Consider the following 18,899-nt stretch of genomic DNA (forward strand, 5'->3'; position numbering starts at 1 on the left):
TCGTGTACCGGATAAAAGCTAACCATGCTTACTATTGACTCGCATCAGGCACGTCGGTCTGGAAACTGCTCACTGGGGGCAGCAGGAACCGTGCCGGAACTGGAGCTATTCGTGAGCACTGAACAGGGATTGACCCCGCTGAGCGACGCCGAACTGATGGCGGAGGCAGGCACCGCACTTCCGGACAAGGAAGTCGCCTCCATCCTGGACCTCAACGCAGACCTGGACCTCGGCCTCAACGCCGCGGCACCGATCGACCTCGCTGTCGCGGCCAACGCCAACGTCGCGGCTCCGATCGACGCGGCTGCGTCTGCGAACATCCTGTCCTACGGCTCGGACGCCCAGGCGCTCGCCGACCAGGGCGTTGTTATCAACCAGGGCATCACGGCCGATGCCACGGCGGAGTCCACGCAGGACAGCACGATCGAGCAGGAATCCGGCAGCACGGACGGCAGTGACACCGGCGAAACCGACGTCACGGCCGAGGAAGGGGCCTTGCCGACCGACGTCGCCGGCGCCCTCGACTCCAACCTGCTCAACGTCAACGTGGATCTGGACGCCTCCGCCGACCTCGCCGCCCCGATCAACGGTGCCGTGGCAGCCAACGCCAACGTCGCCGCCCCGATCGACGCCGCCGTCGCCGCCAACATCGGTTCGATCGACAGCAACGCCTTCGCCGTGGCGCAGCAGGACGCGATCATCAACCAGAACATCGAGGGCGAGGCCACCGCCACCGCAGACCAGCAGTCCGACCTCCGGCAGTAGTCCCCCGAATGAGTACTCCGCACGGCGGGCCGTCCATCACGGACGGCCCGCCGGCTTCCCCTGCGCCGGTTACCCCTGCACCGGCCGCTCCGGCATCGGCCGGCACCCTGCAGGTTCCGGTCCGGGCCGACGGCGTCCAGCTCCTCGGCGAGACCAAGGGCTCCGGCTACCGCGAGGCACCCTCCCTGGTCCGCCGCGCCGACGGCCAGACCCTGCAGCTCACGCGGCTGCTGTACCTGGTCCTCGAGGCAATGGACGGCACCCGCGGCGTGGAGGAAATCGCCGACCACGCCAGCACCTCGTTTGGCCGGCTGGTCAGCGCGGAGAATGTCCGGACGCTGATCGAGTCCCAACTGCTTCCGCTGGGCCTGCTGCGGCTGGCCGACGGCTCCCAGCCTGAGGTCCGCAAGGCCGACCCATTGCTCGGGATGAAGCTCCGCTACACGGTCACGGACCCGGAGCGCACCCGCCGCATCACCGCTCCTTTCGCCGTGCTCTTCAGCCCACTGATCGTGGTCCTCGTGACCGCGGCCTTCCTCGCCAGCTGCTGGTGGGTGCTGATGGTCAAGGGCCTGGCTTCGGCCACGCACGAGGCCTTTGCCAACCCCGCGCTGGTGCTGTTGATCCTGATGGTCACCGTGCTGTCCGCCGGGTTCCACGAGTTCGGGCACGCCGCGGCGGCCCGTCGCGGCGGCGCCACCCCGGGGGCCATGGGCACCGGCCTGTACCTGATCTGGCCTGCCTTCTTCACCGATGTCACCGATTCCTACCGGCTGGGCCGCGCCGGCCGGCTCCGGACCGACCTCGGCGGGCTGTACTTCAACGCGATCGTCGCCGTCGCCATCATGGGCGTCTGGTGGGCCACCGGCTTCGACGCGCTGCTCTTGGTCGTGGTGACCCAGGTCCTGCAGATGGTCCGGCAGCTGCTGCCCCTGGTCCGCTTCGACGGGTACCACATCCTCGCCGACGCCACCGGGGTCCCCGACCTCTTCCAGCGGATCAAACCCACCCTGCTGGGCCTCCTGCCGTGGCGCAAGACGGACCCGGAGGCGCAGGTCCTCAAGCCGTGGGCCCGCGCCGTGGTCACCGCTTGGGTGCTCATCACGGTTCCGCTGCTGCTTCTCAGCCTGGTCCTCATGGTGTTCTTCCTGCCACGGCTCCTCGGCACCGCATGGGACAGCGCGCAGAAGCAGTACGCCATGTTCAACAGCGGCCTCGCGGAGGGGGACATCCTGGACGCCGCCGTGCGGCTCCTGGCGATCGCCGCCGTCGCACTTCCCGTCGTGGGAATTTTGTACATCCTGTTCCGCCTGGGACGCCAGATCATCACCGCGCTCTGGCAGAAGACCCGCGGCAAAACCCTCCAGCGCGGGACGGCCCTCGCCGTGATCGCGGGCGTGATGGCAGGTCTCGCGTGGGCCTGGTGGCCCGGCGCCGAGAGCTACCGCCCCGTCCAGCCCTACGAGCGGGGCACCCTGGCCGATGCCACCACTGCCATTTTCCCGGCGGGAGCTACCACCGGCATGCGCGAGGGCCAGGCCGGCCGGACCGTGGCGCTCTGGCCCGCCGGCGCCCAGATGCCTACCCGGGAGGAACCGCAGCTCAGCATGGTGCTGGTGCCGCGCGATGCCGGGACGTCCGGGGCCTCCGAGCCTTCCGGGACTTCCGGGACTTCCGGGACGACGGCGGCACCCGCCTGGGTGTTCCCCTTCGACCGGCCGGCCGCTCCGGAGGAGGACGGCAACCAGTCGCTCGCGGTCAACACCACGGACGGTTCCGTGGTCTACGACGTCGCCTTCGCCTTGGTCTGGGCCGATGACGGTGCCGATGTGACCACCAGTAACGAGGCCTACGCCTTCGCCAGCTGCGCCGATTGCGCCGCCGTCGCGGTGGGCTTCCAGGTGGTGCTGATCGTGGGCCAGACCGACGTCGTGGTCCCGGAAAACCTCTCCGCCGCCGCGAACTACAACTGCGTGCAGTGCCTGACCTACGCGCTGGCGAGCCAGCTGGTCCTTACCCTGGACGGCCCGCTGAGCGATGACGGCATGACCCGGCTCAACGAACTCTGGCAGCAGATCGCGGAGTACGGGCGGAACCTGCAGAACGTGCCGCTCTCGGAAATCCAGGGGCGCCTGGACGACTTCAAGGCGCAGATCATGGAAGTCATCAAGAACGACCCCAGTGCCACACCGGTGACCTCGACGGGCTCGGCTCCTGCCACAACCGGGAGCTCACCGGGACCCAGCGAGTCGGCGACTCCCGGAGCTACCCCCGGCACCACTCCAGCCACGGGAGCCGAGCCGCAGCCCGCCGGGACCGCGCCCGTGGCCACCGCTCCGGCGGCCACGACCGCGGCACCTGCACCCGCGGAGCCGCAGCCCACGCAATCCTCGGGTACCACCACCGCACCGGCTCCGGTGACGCCGTCGCCGGAGCCTACGACGACGGCCCCGCCGGCACCCTAGGCGAGGCGCCGTTCGGTAAAGATGGCCGCTATGGGAGCCCCCGTAGCGGCCATCTTCGTCCATTCGCCGAGTCTTAGACGGGCAGCCGGGCCTTCCACTCGTCCGCGAGGACGGCGTAGACCACCTCGGTGGCCCATTGTCCCTTGTAGTGCCACTTGTCCACCTGGGTGGATTCAAGCCGCATCCCGAGCCGTTCGCACAGCGCTGCGGAGGCCGTGTTGAGGGCATCCAGCTTGGCGTCGATCCGGTGGAAGCCGAGTTCCCCGAAGCCCAGGTCCAGCAGGGCTGCCGCTGCCTCGGACGCGATCCCTCTGCCGCGCGCCGCCGGAGCGAGGCTCCAGCCGATCTCGGCCTGCCCGCAGCCCGGCAGCCATTTCAGCACCACCTCGCCGAGCAGGCCCGGCGCGTCCGCGGCCTCGACGGCCAGGCAGATCCAGTCGCCCTCCTTCTCGAAGACGAAGTTGGCGTACTTGCCCACGGACTCCATGGACTTGGTGTAGCTCTTTGCCTCGCCGGGCAGGAAACGGGCGGTCTCGGGTAGCGAATGGTAGGCGTGATACGCATCCAGGTCCCCGGCCTCAAAGCGGCGCAGCACCAACCGCCGGGTGTGGAGGGGCAGGCGGAGGGGCGAGTCCAGTTCAGTCATTCCCCAACGCTACCCATCGAGTGTTCCGTAGGCGCCGTTTTGGGCCGTCAAAAGGGCACCTACGGAGCAACCGACGCCTTGTTGACGACGGCGGCCGTCGCCTCGGCGATCGCCCGCTCTTCGTCGGTGGGCACCACTAGGACCGGGATGGCCGAGGACGGCGAGGAAATCACGCGGGGGTCCTTGGACCGTTCGCGGTTCAAGTCGGCGTCGAGCTGTACCCCCAGGGCGCCCAGCCGCTCCACCACGAGGGTGCGGAACTGGTGCGAGTTTTCCCCGATCCCCGCGGTGAAGACGAGGGCCTTCGCGCCGCCGACAGCCACGTGGTAGCCGCCGATGTACTTCGCGAGCCGGTAGGAGGCGACGGCCAGCGCCGTGGCCGCCTTGGCGTCGCCGGCCACGGAGGCCTCGACCACGGAGCGCATGTCGTTGTTCCCGGCCAGGCCCTTGAGCCCGGACTGGCGGTTGAGCATGGAATCGAGGTCCTCCGGGGACCAGCCCGCCCGGCCGAGGAAGACAAGTATGGATGGGTCAAGGTCACCCGAGCGGGTACCCATCACGAGGCCCTCCAGCGGGGTGAAGCCCATGGAGGTGTCCACGGACTGTCCGCCGCGGATCGCCGTGACGGAGGCGCCGTTGCCCAGGTGGGCGATGACGGCGTCGAACTCTTCCACCGGGACATCCAGCAGCGCCGCGGCCCGGTGCGCGACATATTCGTGCGAGGTGCCGTGGAAGCCATAGCGGCGGATCCCGTGGTTGGTGTAGAGCTCGTCCGGCACTGCGTAGCGCCAGGCATGCTCCGGCAGGGTGCGGTGAAACGCGGTGTCGAACACGGCGACCTGCGGCATCTGCGGCCACTTCTTCGAGATTGCGCGGATGCCGAGCACGTTCGCCGGGTTGTGCAGGGGCGCCAGGGGGTTGAGCCGCTCGATGGCGCGGGTGATCTCGTTGTCGACCAGAACGGGCTCGGCGAAGCGCTCCCCGCCGTGCACTACCCGGTGCCCCACGGCGTCGAGCACCCGGTCCCCCAGCGCGGAGTGGATCTCGGCGTCCACCAGGTCCAGGGCTTCCGCGTGGTCGCGGGGGCCCTCGAGCTGGCCGTCGCCCTCGCCTCCGCTGCCCATTCCGATCTTCTCGACCAGCCCTTCGGCGAGGACGCTGCCGGCCTCCACATCGCGGACCTGGTACTTCAGTGAGGACGAGCCTGAGTTGATGACGAGGACGAGCACTGGGCCTCCTAAGCCTTGTGGCTGCAGCGGTGTTCGGTGGAGGTTCGATCGTATCGCCATTGCATCGGGCGCGGCTGGCGCTTAGAGTCGGCGGACCAGTGCCGCAACCCACGAAGGGACTTCCGTGACCGAGAACGCCATCCAGCCTGAGGGCACCGAACCGGACACCAACAAGACCGACGCCGGGTCCGGGACCAAGGATCCCACCGGCGTCGAGGGCGCCAACCCGGCCCTGGACGACACCGGAAACTACAAGGCCGACGAGGTGGGCGAGTCCCCCGAGCCGCCGGAGAACGTGGAGGACCTGGACCTGACGCCGGCGGGCCTGGCTGATGAGCCCGCCAAGGAGGAAGACCCGGACAATCCGGCGCAGCCGGAGAACAGCTGACGGAGAACAGCTAGCCGGACAGCCCGTCAGAGCCGGAGAACAGCTGACTATGCATGGGCGGCCGCGGGCTCCGGCTCGGCGGCCGGCTCCGCGGACTGGGCCTGGATGGCGGTGATGGCCACCGTGTTCACGATGTCCTCCACAGTGCAGCCGCGGGAGAGATCGTTGACCGGCTTGCGCAGGCCCTGCAGCACCGGCCCGACGGCGACCGCCCCGGAGGACTGCTGGACCGCCTTGTAGGTGTTGTTGCCGGTGTTAAGGTCCGGGAAGATGAAAACGGTCGCCTGCCCGGCCACTGTCGAGCCCGGCATTTTCGACTCGGCGATGGCGGCGTCGACGGCGGCGTCGTACTGGATGGGCCCCTCCACGGCGAGATCCGGGCGGCGTTCGCGCACGAGTTCCGTGGCCTGGCGGACCGCATTCACGGCCTCGCCAGCGCCCGAGCCGCCGGTGGAGTAGGACAGCATGGCCACCCGTGGCTCCACGCCAAACTGGGCCGCGGTTTCCGCCGAAGCCACCGCGATGTCCGCGAGCTGCTCCACGTTGGGCTCCGGATTGACGGCGCAGTCGCCGTAGACCAGCACCCGGTCCGGCATCAGCATCAGGAATACGGACGAGACGATCTTGACGCCGTCGCGCGTCTTGACGAACTCCAACGCCGGGCGGATGGTGTGCGCCGTGGTGTGGGCGGCGCCGGAGACCATACCGTCCACCACGCCCAGCTGGACCATCATGGTGCCGAAGTAGCTCCCGTCCAGCATGACCTCGAGGGCCTTGACCAGGTCGACGCCCTTGTGCGCCCGCAGCTCCGCGTACTTCTCCGCGAACTCCTGCCGCAGCTCCGAGGTGGCGGGATCCACGATGTTGATGCCGGTGAGGTCAATGCCCTGGGTGGAAGCGAGCTCGCGGACGTCGGATTCGCGGCCCAGGATGGTCAGTTCGCAGACGTCGCGGCGGTGCAGGATTTCTGCGGCCCGCAGGATGCGGACGTCCGTGCCCTCCGGCAGCACGATGTGCCGGCGCTCGGTGCGGGCCCGCTCGATCAGGTCGTGGAGGAAGCGCAGCGGCGTCATCCGCTCCAGCCGCGGCAGGTGCAGCCGCTCCAGCAGCTCCGCCTCGTCCACCCGCCGGGCCCACAGGCCCAGGGCCGAGGCCACCTTTCGGCGGTGCCCGGACCAGATTTCGCTGCGCACCTCGGAGACCCGTTTGGCGGTCACGTAGGTGTCGTCCGGGGCGGCGAAGATCGGGAACGGGGCCTGCGCCAGCAGCGAGTAGATGGTGGGGTCCGGGGCCAGGCCTCCGGTGAGGATCAGGGCGGCGGGCACCGGGAACTCCGGCGAGAACGACGACGCCAGGCACGCGACCAGCACGTCGGCGCGGTCACCGGGCACGATCACCAGCGCGCCGTCGTCGAGCACATGCAGGAAGTTGGCCACGCTCATGGCCGCCACCTTCACCGAACGCACGTCGCGTTCCAGGTCCGCCAGGCCGGCCACCTGGCCGATCCCCATAGCCGCGGCCACCTCGCCGGTGGTTGGCCGGGCGATCTCCTCGAGCTCGGGCAGGACGTACACGGGACGGCCGGAGGCGCCCGGGCGGACCGCGGCGGCGATGGCCTCCAGGTCCTCGGGATCGGCGCGGTTGACCATAATGGCCAGCAGCGTGCACCGTTCGGCGACGAGTTCCTTGCGGGCCACCTCGACGGCGTCAACGGTCTCCGCGACGGTGCGGCCCTTCGCGCCGACGACGGCGACGACGGGGGCGGCGAGGTTGTTGGCCAGCCGGGCGTTGAGGTCAAACTCGACGGCGGCGTCCTGGCCGGTCAGGTCGGTCCCCTCCACGATCACGACGTCGCAGTGCCGGGCCATCTCGGCGAAGATCTCCACGCAGCGGGAGTCGATCTCCTCGCGTTTGCCCTCCGCGAGCAGGCTGCGGACTTCAGGGAACGTCAGGCCGCCGCGGCAGCGCTGGTCGTCGAGGTTGAACCGGGCCTTCATCAGCGCCACCATGGGGTCCGAGGCGGGATCGTGGCCGTTGACCACGGGCTTGAAGAACCCGATCCGGTCCGCATGCCGGTGCAGGGTGTCCGCCAGCCCGAGGGCTATCAGCGACTTCCCGGAGCCCGGGGTGGTCGCGCTGACATAGATTCCTTTGGCCATGGTCCGCCCTTTGCTGTGAAGTGGTGCTGCTTCCCTCCCAGCCTACTTTCTCTTGCCGGAAACCCGCGCCGGGCTGGGTTCCTGCTGTTCTTGGGCTGTGTCTTTTGGGCGGTGCCGCGCGCCCCGGAGCGAGCTTCATACGCCTTCCGGCTCTTGACAGGGGACCCCAAATGGGATTACCTAATGAACATTCGGTAAATAAAGCTGGAGGCAATGACGCATGGCTGAACTGACGGTTTCCGGTAGCACCCACCCCATCCTGAAAGACGACTACGCGTCGGAATGGATGGGCATCGAAGTGGTGGCCCTGGACGAGGGCCACGCCACGATCCGCATGAACCTCCGGCAGGAAATGCTGAACGGCTTCGGCATGGCCCACGGCGGAATGATCTTCGCCTTCGGCGACACCGCGTTCGCGCTGGCCTGCAACCCGGCGAACCCGGGCCCCGGCGACGACGGCAACATCACCGTGGCTGCCGGCGTCGACATCAATTTCCTCAAGCCGGCCTTCCGCGGCCAGGTCCTGACCGCCATCGCCAACCGCCGCGCCAGCACCGGACGCAGCGGCCTCTACGACATCCAGATCTACGCCGCCGATCCGGGCGCGCCGACGGCGGGACCCGCCGGGACGGCGACCGCCGCCACGGTTCCGGGCGAACTCCCCACCGACATTGCTCCGGGCGAACTCGTCGCCGAGTTCCGCGGCCGCAGCCGCACCATCTCCAAGAAATAGAAACAGGGAACCCCAGATGACCCAAGAAACCGTCGCCCCCGCCAGTGAAGCTGTCCTGGACCGCGAAGAAACCATCTCCCGCGACGAGCTCGAGGCCCTGCAGCTCAGCCGCCTGCAGCACACCGTGGCCTACGCCTACGACCGCGTTCCCCTGTACAAACGCAAGTTCGACGATGCCGGTGTCCACCCCACGGACCTCCGCGAACTCTCCGACCTGGGCAAGTTCCCCTTCACTACCAAGGAAGATCTCCGCCTGGAGTACCCGTTCGGCATGTTCGCCGTGCCGCAGCACGAGGTGGCCCGCATCCACGCGAGCTCCGGCACCACCGGCCGCGCCACGGTGGTCGGCTACACCAAAAAGGACCTCGAAGACTGGGCCAAGCTGGTGGCCCGCTCCCTGCGCGCCTCCGGCGTCCGTCCCGGCATGAAGGTCCACAACGCCTACGGCTACGGCCTGTTCACCGGCGGCATGGGCGCCCACGCCGGCGCAGAGGCCCTCGGCTGCACGGTCATCCCCATCTCCGGCGGCCAGACCGAACGCCAAATCACCCTGATCCAGGACTTCAAGCCCGACGCGATCCTGGCCACCCCGACCTACCTGCTCACCATCGCCGACGCAATGATCAAGCAGGGCATCGACCCGGCCTCCACCTCGCTCAAGTACGCCGTGCTGGGCGCCGAGCCGTGGACCGAGGAAATGCGCCACGAGCTCGAGACCACCATGAACATCAAGGCCTGCGACATCTACGGGCTCTCCGAGGTCATGGGCCCTGGCGTCGCCGGCGAAGCCGTGGAAACCCAGGACGGCAGCCACATCTGGGAGGACCACTTCCGCCCCGAAATCATCGATGCGTTCGATCCCTCCGTAGTCCTGGACGACGGCGAACACGGCGAACTGGTCTTCACCTCACTGACCAAGGAGGCGCTGCCGATCATCCGCTACCGCACCAAGGACCTCACCCGGCTGCTGCCCGGCACCGCCCGCCCCGCGCACCGCCGCATGGGCCGCATCACCGGCCGCAGCGACGACATGATCATCCTGCGCGGTGTGAACCTGTTCCCCTCGCAGATCGAGGAGATCGCGCTGCGCATCCCCGAGCTGAGCCCGCACTTCCAGCTTGAGCTCACCCGCCCCGAAGGCCAGCGGATGGACCAGCTGACCGTGAAGATCGAACGCCGCGAGTCCGTCACGGTCGAGGGTGTCGCCTCGGCTGCCAAGGTCCTGCAGCAGCAGATCAAGATCCATGTCGGGTCCTCCTGCGCCGTCGACGTCGTCGAACCCGGCTCGCTGGAACGGTCCAACGGCAAGCTCCGCCGGATCTACGACATGCGTCCCAAGGCCTGACCACCTCTCGTCCAGCCCGCCGGGGCCGGCCCACCGGGCTGACCCGGCGGGCTGACCGTTCTCCCGATCGTGAGAAACTAGCGACTATGCCCACAACAGCAGCCTCCACCAAACGCGGCCGACCCGGTTATGACCAGCAGTCGGTGCTGGTGATCGCTGTCGACGTCTTCAACCGTCACGGCTACGACGCCACGTCCATGGGCATCCTCGCCGAAAACCTCGGCATCTCAAAGTCCGCCATCTACCACCACGTGCCGTCCAAGGGCGACCTCCTGAAGCTCGCGCTGGACCACGCCTTGGGCGGCCTCGAGGCCATCCTGGACCAGCCGCAGGCCCAGACCGGAACGGCCGAGGCCCGGCTGGAGTTCGTCCTCCGCGAAACCATCTCCGTGCTGGTGGAGCGGCTTCCGTTCGTCACCCTGCTGTTGCGCCTGCGCGGGAACACCGAGATCGAACGCGACGCGATGGAACGCCGTCGGACGTTCGACCACAAGGTGGCGGCCCTGATTTCCGCCGCGCGCGACGAAGGTTCGCTCCGCCAGGACATCGACCCCCGCACCGTCACCCGGCTGCTCTTCGGCACCATCAACTCGATCGTCGAGTGGTACAAACCCGGCGGCTCCCTCTCCCCCGAGAAACTGGCCGACGACATCATCACCATGGCCTTCCACGGCCTCCACGTCCCGCAGTAATCCGGACCCGACGGCGGTCCGGGGGCGCTTTGGCGGCCCCCGGACTCATTTCGCCGCCGGATATCGGCGTGTCCGTGTCAATGTGCCCCGGTAGTGCCATCCGACTTCCCGCGGAGCCGGCCACAAACGCCGGCCACAAACACAGAGCGGCGCCCCGCTGAGCCGGGACGCCGTGTTCCTCTGCCGATCAGAGACCGGTCAGAGCTGGTAGTCAGCCATCGACGTTGTGTTCTCGTGAACGCAGAGAATGTTGTTCTCCGTGTCCATGAACCACGCGCACTTCTCCGAGTCCGTGGTGCAGATATGGTTCTCAGTCTTGAGGTCCGGCAGGTCGTAGTCCTGAAACTGGACGCCTTTGGACTCCATTTCCCTGACGGTCCGCTCGATCTCCGAGACCTCGAAACTCAGGGCCGTGTGCCCGGAATGCTTTCCGTCCTTGACGGGCATCAACTGCAGCATGGGGCCGCCCTCGCTGCCGAATAGTTCACTTCCGTCGTCCGCCACTCCATGGTGTGGGAGCCCCAGGGTGTCGGCATAGAAACGCCGGGCACGTTCTGCATCATCGACCGGCAGGACTGTTGTGGCTTTACTGAGTACTAGGGTCATGTTGCCACCTCCTACGAGCACGATTTTACGCCGGTGCCCGGCGGAAAGAGCCTGCCGTTTCGCCCCCACTGGCGACGCTCCCTCACTTCCGGCAACCCAACGACCGACGCTCCCCACAGTGTGAGGGAGCGTCGGCATCAGAACCGCACCACGTGAGGGAGCGTCAGAAGGTGGCTATTTCTCCACGAGGGTGAGGACGTCGTACGTGGCGACGATTTCGTCGTCCTGGTTGGTCAGGACGGCGTCCCAGGCCACTTCGCCGTACTCGTCCGTCTCGCGCGGGGTAATCTTCTTCGCGGTTAGGGTGACCCGGATGGAATCGCCCGCGGCCACCGGAGTGATGAAACGCAGGTTCTCCAGTCCGTAGTTCGCAAGCACCGGGCCCGGGGCGGGCTCCACAAACAGCCCGGCACCCCAGGCCAGCAGGAGGTAGCCGTGCGCCACGATGCCCGGGAAGAACGGGTTGGCCTCGGCGGCTTCCTGGTTGGTGTGGGCGTAGAACGTGTCTCCGGTGGAGTTGGCGAACTTGGTAATCTCCTCCAAGCTCACTTCGCGCAGTCCGGAGCGGATCGCGTCACCGATGTGCAGCGTGCTCAGGTGCTTCCGGAACGGGTGCTGCCCCTCGGTATCGAGCGTGAAGTTCCGGTCGGCGCCAGTGTGCCAGACGCCGGTGACGGCGGTCAGCATGTTCGGTGAACCCTGGATGGCTGTGCGCTGCATGTGGTGCAGGACGGAGCGGATACCGCCGAGCTCCTCGCCGCCGCCGGCGCGGCCGGGGCCGCCGTGGACCAGGTGCGGGACCGGTGAACCGTGGCCGGTGGAGCTGCGGGCGTCCTCGCGGTTGAGCATGTGCACTCGGCCGTGGTGGGCGGCGATGCCGGTGACCAGTTCACGGGCCACCGCGGGATCGTTGGTGCAGACCGAGGCGACCAGCGAGCCTCCGCCGCGGGCGGCGAGGCGGACGGCGTCGGCCAGGTCCGTGTAGCCGATCACGGACGACACCGGGCCGAACGCCTCAAGCGAGTGGACCTCTTCAGCTTCCGGATCCGCCCAGCTCAGCAGCACCGGGGACATAAACGCACCGTCGTCGACGACGCCGACGCTGCCATCCGCACTAGTGACCTTCGGCGAATCGAGCGTACCGTAGGCGAGCTCGCCGCCGGCGTCGAGCATGGACTGGACGGCCGCGCGCACATCGGCGAGCTGCTCCAGGGACGCCAGGGCGCCCATGTTGACGCCCTCGGCGCGCGGATCGCCCAGAACAACACGCTCCTGGATCCGTTCCCCGACGGCGGCAATGACGTCCTGCACCAGTTCCTGCGGCACGATGGCCCGGCGGATCGAGGTGCACTTCTGGCCGGCCTTCGCGGTCATCTCGGTGACGAGGGACTTGATGAAAGCGTCGAATTCGGGGGTGCCCTTGACGGCGTCCGGGCCCAGGATGGAGGCGTTCAGGGAGTCGGTTTCCGAGGTGAAGCGGACGCCTCCCTTGACCACATTGACGTGGGACTTGAGCGTGTTGGCGGTGGAGGCGGAGCCGGTGAAGGCCACGAGGTCGCGGTAGTCGAGGTGGTCCAGCATGGTGCGGACCGAGCCAGAAATCAGCTGCAGCGAGCCCTTGGGCAGTATGCCGGACTCGATCATTGCCTTGACCACGGCGGCGGTGACGTAGCCGGTGGGCGTGGCGGGCTTCACGATCGTGGGCACGCCGGCGATGAAGGCGGGCGCGAACTTCTCGAGCATGCCCCACACCGGGAAGTTGAACGCGTTGATCTGCACGGCGACGCCGGGAATGCGGGTGTAGATGTGCTCGCCGGCGAAGGAGCCGTCCTTGGACAGAACCTCCATGGGGCCGTCCACGATCACCTGGGCATTGGGGAGTTCACGCCGGCCCTTGGAGCCGAACGTGAAGAGCACGCCGATGCCGCCGTCGATGTCCACCATTGAGTCGATCTTGGTGGCGCCGGTCTGGGCGGAGAGCGCGTAGAACTCGTCGCGGCGGCCGTTCAGGTACTGCGCCAACTCCTTGAGCTTGAGGGCGCGCTGGTGGAAGGTCAGCTTGCTGAGTTCCGCCTGGCCGGTGGTGCGTCCGTAGTCCACGACGGCGGCGAGGTCCAGGCCCTCGGTGCTCACCCGGGCGAGGAGTTCACCGGTGCTCGCGTCCAGGACGGGGGCCGCGCCGGCGGCGGAACCGGCGTCGGGGGTCCACCAGGAGTCCCGGATGAAGCTGGGAACGATCTCGACAGTGTCTACTGTGGGTTCCGGAGCAGTTGCAGTGGTGGTCATCGTTGACGGGTCCTTCCAACAGGGGCAAGATCAACACGGCCAGCATTACTGACCGTCCGTTCGGTAATATGACTACAGTACATGAATGAGGCCTGCCGCACACTAGCTGTGGCAGCACTGACCGGCCTGAGCCCCTGGATTTCCGGCCACAGAGGAGACGCTATGACGCCCGAGCCCCGGAACACCGAGCTGTGGAAGATCACCCTCGGCGAACTCGACGAGAAGATGGGTGTGAAGATCGTCGAGGAGTCCGTCGAGCGCGTGGTGGCCACCATGCCGGTGGAGGGCAACCGCCAGTCCTTCGGGCTGCTGCACGGCGGGGCCTCGCTTGCCGTCGGGGAGGCGGTGGGATCCTGGGCCGCGGTCATCCACGCCAGTACCCTGGGCAAGACCGCCGTCGGAGTGGACGTCTCCGCCACCCACCACAAGTCCGCCCGCGAAGGGCTCATCACGATCACCGCCACCCCCATCCATCTGGGCGGGACGGTCACCACCCATGAGGTGGTCATTACCAACGACGCCGGTCAGCGGCTCTGCACGCTGCGGATCACCAACCTCCTGTTGGACCGCAAGGGCTGACGCGGGCGGCGGCCTGGGTTCGGCCAAGTGCCCGCGGCTGCATCCAAAGAGGGGTCGCGGCCGGTAGTAACGGTGTCAGCAAATCACCGCCCGGATCCGGGCAACTCAACGAGGAGTTTGAAATGCGCAAAACCGTTTACGCCGCCGGAGCCGTGTCCATGGTGGCGGCACTCGCCTTCGCCGCCCCCGCCCAGGCCGGCGGGAAGCACGACGGCGGCAGGCACCACAGCGACGACGCCCTCCTGTCCGTCCTGCACGGCGTCCCCGGCCTGACCGTGGATGTGTGGGTGGACGGCAAGCTCACCCTGGACGACTTCGAGCCCGGCGATCTCGCCGGCCCGCTGGAGTTGGACGGCGGCAGCTACAAGATCGCCATCACGGCCTCCGACGCCACCAGCGCCGACAACCCGGTGATCGGCCCGGTCAAGGTCCACCTCAAGGAGGGCCGGAACTACACCGCCGTCGCGCACCTGGATGCCGACGGGGACCCCACCGCCACCCTGTTCAAGAACAGCACCCGGCCCAGTCCCGGCGGCGAGGGCAAGCTGACCGTCCGGCACGTGGCCGCGGCGCCCGCCGTCGACGTCCTGGCCGGCGACACCGCCGTCATCGAGGACCTGGAGAACCCCGAGCAGGAGGTGCTAACGCTGGAGGCCGGAACGGTGTCCGCCTCGGTTGCGGCCGCCGGCACCACCGAGGCCCTGATCGGCCCGGCGGATGTTCCGGTCGCGGAGGGCAAGAACACGATTGTGTACGCCTGGGGCAGCCTGGACGACGACACCCTGGACGTAGCCGTGCAGGTGGTCGACTCGGACAAGTGGCGCGGCCACGACCGGCACAACCACTAGGCCGGCCGCCCGGGCTGGCCTGAGGGACTGACCTGACGGCAGCGTACCTGCCACACGGGATGCGCTGCCGTCAGGCCTACACCGATCCCGCCCGTTGACGTAGGGCCGATGGACCCGGAGGACCTCCTGCCCGGACTGCTAGCGTGGAAGTGCTGATTAGCCCGGCACCGCCGGGTACGGCCGGTCGCACCGGAAGGATCCACCATGCTCTCAGACACGTCCCTTCCTGTCATCAAGGCAACGCTGCCTGTGGTGGGTGAGCACATCGAAGAGATCGCCAAGCGCTTTTACAAACACATGTTCGACGCGCGGCCGGACCTCCTGGATGGACTTTTCAACCGGGGAAACCAGGCGGACGGCCGCCAGCAGCAGGCCCTCGCAGGGTCCATCGCGGCGTTCGCCGGGCTGCTCGTGGACAACGTGGACCAGGTGCCGGACCATCTCCTCTCGCGGGTGGCCCATAAGCACGTCTCGCTGGGGCTGAGCCCGGGCCAGTACCAGATTGTCCACGACCACCTCATGTGGGCCATCGTGGACGTGCTGGGGGACGCCGTCACGCCGGAGGTCGCCGCAGCCTGGGACGAGGTTTACTGGCTGATGGCGAACATGCTCATCAACAAGGAACGCGGGCTGTACAACGCGGTGCACCTCACTCCTGACACCATTTGGCGAACATGGCGGGTGGCTGAGCGGATCCAGGAGACGGACGACGTCGTCAGGTTCGTCGTGGAGCGGATTGATGAGCGCGAGGTCAAGCCATCCCTGCCCGGCCAGTACGTCACCATCAAGATGGTCATGCACGACGGCGTGCACCAGCCCCGACAGTACAGCCTCACCAAGGCCGACGACGGGCAGCACCGTCAGTTCGCGGTGAAACGGGTCCACGGGTTGGAGACGCCCGACGGCGAGATGTCCACCCTGCTGCACAACGAGGTCCAGGTGGGTGACGAGGTGGTGCTCTCGGCGCCCTTCGGGGATGTTGTGCTGGAGTACACGGACCGGCCCCTGGTTCTGGCCAGTGCGGGGATCGGGATCACCCCTATGGCCGGCATGCTCTCGCACCTCGTTAAGTCCGGGTCCCAGCGGCGGGTGATGCTGCTGCATGCCGATGACAGCGAGGAGTCGTTCCCGCTCCGGGGGCAGGTCAGGGAGGACCTGGCCGCCTTGACGGATGGGACGTTGACGACGTGGTTCCTTAGCCCTACCGAAAGTCCCGCGGAAGGCGGGGCGGCCTCCGGGTCCGGGTTTTCCGGCTTTATGGACGTGAGTGCAGTGGAGCTCCCCGGCGACGCCGAGTATTATCTCTGCGGTCCGCTGCCGTTCCTGAAGTCTGTCCGGAGCGCGCTGGTGGCCGGCGGCGTACCGGCCAAAGACATCCAATACGAAGTGTTCGGCCCCGACCTCTGGCTGGCTGACTTCCAATAGCGGCGGCAGTCAGCCGGCTGCCCGGCGTCGCGAGGCCGCCAGCTTAGTGCCACCCAGCAGGACAACGCCCAACAGGACCGCGCCACCGGCCAGGCCTGCTAGCGGCAGGAGTGAACCCGCGCCGGTGTTCGGAAGTTGGCCGGAGCCGGCAGGAATCACGGCGGAACCGGCAGCCGGGACACCGGGCTCAGCCGACGCAGGGGGCACATCAGAAACTCCGGCCGCTGCCGGAGCCCCGGGACCTGCAGGCAGATTGGGCTCAGCCGGAACACCGGGTTCAGCCGGGACACCGGGCTGGGCCGGAACGCTGGGCTCGGCCGGGACACTGACAGGTGCGTCGATGGTGAAGGCCACCCGCCGCGGATCCGAGGTGACGCCGTCGACGGATTGGGTGACGGACAGCGTGTGCGCCCCGGGGGTGAGGCCCTCCGGGAACGGCACGCTCCACCGGCCGGCAGCAGCGCTGCCGGTTCCGGCCTGTGTTGCACCAACAGAGACCCCGTCGATCAGCACTGCGACGTCGGCACCGTCGACGCCTGTTCCGGAAATCGTCCCGGGCAGTGTGTCCTGGCTGAAGTGCGCGCCGTCCGTGATCGACTCCACGGCCGGGGCGCCGGGGGCGAGGGTGAAGTTCGCCGTGGCGGAGGGGCTGTCCGCGGCTCCCGGCATCGTCTGCACGGCGCGCACGGAGAGCCTGCCGGGCGCAGTACCCTCGGCTGGAATGCTCCAATGCCCGTCGGGCCCGACATCCCCGGTGCCGCTAACATCGCCGGTGAGCCGTACCGTCAGCCCGGGGGTTCCGGTGCCGTCGATGCCGGTGATCTCCTTCAGCGCCTCCCCGTCGGCCGGATTGGTGATCACCGGTGCGGCCAGTTCCGAGACCGTGAAGGCCAGGGACGCCGGGCCCGAGCGGCTGAATCCATTGACCGTCTCCGCGGTCAGCGTGAGCGGGCCGGTCGCCTCGGGTGCAGGGTAGGTCCACGTGCCGGCAGGATCCACCGGCACGTCCACTGGCGTCTGGTTGCCAACGGTGATGCGCACTTTCGAGTTGGCGGCCACTGCCGACGCGGGTGCGGCCGGCACCCGGCCCGTGATGGGCTGCCCCGCCGTGAAGGTCAGATTCTCCGGCGCCACGAGCTCCGGCTTGTTCAGGAACAGCTGGAGTTCGACGGCGCTGGGGAACTTTGTGAGGGCGTCCTCGAGGGTGGTGGCGATGGCGTAGTTATCACCGGACGTCTCGCCTGCCGAATGCGTGCCCACGGCGAAGTTGCCACTGATCCAGGGTCCGCCCGAGTCTCCGCCGCTGGACTGGATATCGTTGGAGAGGAAGCCCCTGAAGGCACGGAGGTCGGCCGGGTCTGTCGTTCTGCCGCCCACAACGTAGATGCCGGTTTCGTCCACTTGCCCACAGGACCAGCCTGTTGTCCGTCCGGAGCGGCACACCTCCTGGCCCTGGAACGGGGCAACCTTGCCGATGATCTTCACGGCCGAGGGTCCCGGGGTCGCGGCGCTGGCCCAGGTGCTCGCTGCCGCCTGGACGCTGAGTCCGCCGTCGAGCGCCTCGATGACGGCGATGTCGGTGCCCACGTTGCCTGGGGCTTCTTCGGTGCCCGTGATCCAGGAGTTGAGCGGACCGCCGAACTGGCTGTATCCGAACGTGCCCAGCGGGGCCAGGCTGGCGGGCAGGGGCGCCGAATCTCCCGCCGTCGCGGACGTCGGGGGTTCAATCTCGGCGACACGTGCGGTGCCGTCTTCGGCGCAGTGCCCCGCCGTCAGCACCACCGGCAGACCCGCCGCGCTGAACGCGCCAAACCCCGTTGAGCAGATGGTCATCCGGTCAATGACATAGCCCTCCCCGCCGAAGACGTCCGCTTCGGTGGTGACCGGCGACCCCTGTTCCAGCCGGACGTTGGCGTAGCGGGCCACGAAGTCAGCCGGGGAAATCTTCCCGGGCGCCGCGTCGGCAGTGGACGGTGCGGCCCGGGGGTCCAGGACGGCGGGTAGCGCGGCTTCCGCCGCATTCGTCCCGCCGGTGCGGATGATGAAGCGTCCTCCGGAGTAGGCCACGGCCTGCAGTCCCGCGGGACCCACCTCGCGGACGTATGCCTGGAACAGCTGCTCGGTGCTGGACGCCACCAGTTCGGCAGGGGAGGGAACATCCGCGGGGACCGCTGCGGGAACTGCCGCTGAGGGAGCACTGGATGGTTCGGCAGAGGCTTCCGCGGACAGTCCGGCAGAGGGTGCCGCGAGCACGAACACGGCCGCGGTTCCGGCGTCGTTGAGTTCGTTCACCCGGGCCTGGAGCCCGGCGCCGCTGCCTTCGACGAGGATCCTGCCGTCGCGCAGGCTGATCCCCAGATAACCGGGCAGCTCCCGCAGGGAAGAAACCGCATCGGCTGCGGTTTTTGCCAGCTGGCCTGCTGCGTTGAACTCCTCAAGCGTCATGCCGAGGTCCCGCAGGACGGCTTCCGAGAGTCCGGCGTCGCTGACTCCCGGGGCCGCTGCGGGAGCTGCCGACGGAGCGGCCGACGGAGCGGCCGACGGAGCCGACGCTACCCCGGGAACAATTGCGGGAGTGGCGGTCGCTGACGGGGAGGCTGCCGGCGTGGCTGCGGGAGTTGCATCCCCTCCCCCCGCTTCAGCGAGCGCAGGCGCAGCGTAGAACGAACCCGCGAGCGCGATGGCGGCAGCCGCCACCGCCCGCACTGTCAGCTGAAACCTGGGAGTCTTCAC

At 68.2% G+C, this 18,899-nt stretch carries 15 protein-coding genes; 9 read left to right on the top strand and 6 right to left on the bottom strand.

The window, feature by feature from the left end; translation table 11 throughout:
• Nucleotides 1-111: 111 nt before the first annotated feature.
• A complete protein-coding gene (locus FS787_RS06390; RefSeq protein WP_260982421.1) occupies nt 112-765 on the top strand; it encodes a peptidoglycan-binding protein in 654 nt (217 codons plus the stop codon).
• A gap of 8 nt (nt 766-773) precedes the next feature.
• Nucleotides 774-3,230, top strand: a complete 2,457-nt coding sequence (locus FS787_RS06395) for a hypothetical protein (protein ID WP_144671373.1) — start codon at nt 774-776, stop codon at nt 3,228-3,230.
• A gap of 73 nt (nt 3,231-3,303) precedes the next feature.
• On the opposite strand, the gene FS787_RS06400 is transcribed toward FS787_RS06395, so the two are convergent.
• Nucleotides 3,304-3,876 (bottom strand): GNAT family N-acetyltransferase, encoded by a 573-nt coding sequence (locus FS787_RS06400; RefSeq protein WP_144671374.1) that lies wholly within the window; start codon nt 3,874-3,876, stop codon nt 3,304-3,306.
• A 59-nt stretch (nt 3,877-3,935) separates the two neighbouring features.
• Entirely contained in the window at nt 3,936-5,105 is a 1,170-nt protein-coding gene (locus FS787_RS06405) for an acetate kinase (protein ID WP_144671375.1), read from the bottom strand.
• 124 nt (nt 5,106-5,229) lie between these two features.
• Between FS787_RS06405 and FS787_RS06410 the strand changes: the two genes are divergently transcribed.
• Entirely contained in the window at nt 5,230-5,493 is a 264-nt protein-coding gene (locus FS787_RS06410) for a hypothetical protein (protein WP_144671376.1), read from the top strand.
• Between the two features lie 47 nt (nt 5,494-5,540).
• Here the strand turns inward: FS787_RS06410 and pta are convergent, their stop codons facing one another.
• Complete coding sequence (gene pta, locus FS787_RS06415) at nt 5,541-7,652, bottom strand: phosphate acetyltransferase (protein WP_144671377.1); 2,112 nt, start codon at nt 7,650-7,652, stop codon at nt 5,541-5,543.
• 220 nt (nt 7,653-7,872) lie between these two features.
• On the opposite strand from pta, the gene FS787_RS06420 reads away from it, so the two are divergent.
• The 3 genes from FS787_RS06420 to FS787_RS06430 all read left to right on the top strand — a co-directional run bounded on the left by FS787_RS06420 (nt 7,873) and on the right by FS787_RS06430 (nt 10,422).
• Nucleotides 7,873-8,385, top strand: a complete 513-nt coding sequence (locus tag FS787_RS06420; RefSeq protein ID WP_144671378.1) for a hotdog fold thioesterase — start codon at nt 7,873-7,875, stop codon at nt 8,383-8,385.
• 16 nt (nt 8,386-8,401) lie between these two features.
• The gene (paaK, locus tag FS787_RS06425; protein ID WP_144671379.1) at nt 8,402-9,730 is read left to right on the top strand and encodes a phenylacetate--CoA ligase PaaK; all 1,329 of its coding nucleotides are present in this window, start codon (nt 8,402-8,404) and stop codon (nt 9,728-9,730) included.
• An 86-nt stretch (nt 9,731-9,816) separates the two neighbouring features.
• Nucleotides 9,817-10,422, top strand: a complete 606-nt coding sequence (locus tag FS787_RS06430) for a TetR/AcrR family transcriptional regulator (RefSeq protein WP_144671380.1) — start codon at nt 9,817-9,819, stop codon at nt 10,420-10,422.
• 198 nt (nt 10,423-10,620) lie between these two features.
• Here FS787_RS06430 and FS787_RS06435 read toward each other — a convergent pair whose 3' ends face one another.
• Together FS787_RS06435 and paaZ are read right to left on the bottom strand one after the other, a co-directional pair.
• Nucleotides 10,621-11,028 (bottom strand): VOC family protein, encoded by a 408-nt coding sequence (locus FS787_RS06435; protein WP_144671381.1) that lies wholly within the window; start codon nt 11,026-11,028, stop codon nt 10,621-10,623.
• A gap of 174 nt (nt 11,029-11,202) precedes the next feature.
• Entirely contained in the window at nt 11,203-13,314 is a 2,112-nt protein-coding gene (paaZ, locus tag FS787_RS06440) for a phenylacetic acid degradation bifunctional protein PaaZ (RefSeq protein ID WP_144671382.1), read from the bottom strand.
• A 162-nt stretch (nt 13,315-13,476) separates the two neighbouring features.
• On the opposite strand from paaZ, the gene FS787_RS06445 reads away from it, so the two are divergent.
• From FS787_RS06445 to FS787_RS06455, 3 genes are all read left to right on the top strand, one after another.
• Nucleotides 13,477-13,893, top strand: a complete 417-nt coding sequence (locus FS787_RS06445) for a PaaI family thioesterase (RefSeq protein WP_056424710.1) — start codon at nt 13,477-13,479, stop codon at nt 13,891-13,893.
• Between the two features lie 122 nt (nt 13,894-14,015).
• Nucleotides 14,016-14,741: a DUF4397 domain-containing protein gene (locus FS787_RS06450; RefSeq protein ID WP_144671383.1), complete on the top strand. Its 726-nt coding sequence runs from the start codon at nt 14,016-14,018 to the stop codon at nt 14,739-14,741.
• Nucleotides 14,742-14,945: 204 nt separating this feature from the next.
• Complete coding sequence (locus FS787_RS06455) at nt 14,946-16,166, top strand: globin domain-containing protein (RefSeq protein WP_144671384.1); 1,221 nt, start codon at nt 14,946-14,948, stop codon at nt 16,164-16,166.
• A gap of 9 nt (nt 16,167-16,175) precedes the next feature.
• Here FS787_RS06455 and FS787_RS06460 read toward each other — a convergent pair whose 3' ends face one another.
• The gene (locus FS787_RS06460; protein WP_260982422.1) at nt 16,176-18,899 is read right to left on the bottom strand and encodes a S1 family peptidase; all 2,724 of its coding nucleotides are present in this window, start codon (nt 18,897-18,899) and stop codon (nt 16,176-16,178) included.

Origin of the sequence: Arthrobacter sp. U41 (assembly GCF_007679325.1) — a bacterium.
Lineage (GTDB): Bacteria > Actinomycetota > Actinomycetes > Actinomycetales > Micrococcaceae > Arthrobacter.

Coding starts and splice junctions, on each gene's coding strand:
- paaZ (WP_144671382.1), bottom strand. CDS start 13,314: ATGACCACCACTGCAACTGCTCCGGAACCCACAGTAGACACTGTCGAG.
- FS787_RS06420 (WP_144671378.1), top strand. CDS start 7,873: ATGGCTGAACTGACGGTTTCCGGTAGCACCCACCCCATCCTGAAAGAC.
- FS787_RS06435 (WP_144671381.1), bottom strand. CDS start 11,028: ATGACCCTAGTACTCAGTAAAGCCACAACAGTCCTGCCGGTCGATGAT.
- FS787_RS06445 (WP_056424710.1), top strand. CDS start 13,477: ATGACGCCCGAGCCCCGGAACACCGAGCTGTGGAAGATCACCCTCGGC.
- FS787_RS06455 (WP_144671384.1), top strand. CDS start 14,946: ATGCTCTCAGACACGTCCCTTCCTGTCATCAAGGCAACGCTGCCTGTG.
- FS787_RS06450 (WP_144671383.1), top strand. CDS start 14,016: ATGCGCAAAACCGTTTACGCCGCCGGAGCCGTGTCCATGGTGGCGGCA.
- FS787_RS06430 (WP_144671380.1), top strand. CDS start 9,817: ATGCCCACAACAGCAGCCTCCACCAAACGCGGCCGACCCGGTTATGAC.
- pta (WP_144671377.1), bottom strand. CDS start 7,652: ATGGCCAAAGGAATCTATGTCAGCGCGACCACCCCGGGCTCCGGGAAG.
- FS787_RS06395 (WP_144671373.1), top strand. CDS start 774: ATGAGTACTCCGCACGGCGGGCCGTCCATCACGGACGGCCCGCCGGCT.
- FS787_RS06400 (WP_144671374.1), bottom strand. CDS start 3,876: ATGACTGAACTGGACTCGCCCCTCCGCCTGCCCCTCCACACCCGGCGG.
- paaK (WP_144671379.1), top strand. CDS start 8,402: ATGACCCAAGAAACCGTCGCCCCCGCCAGTGAAGCTGTCCTGGACCGC.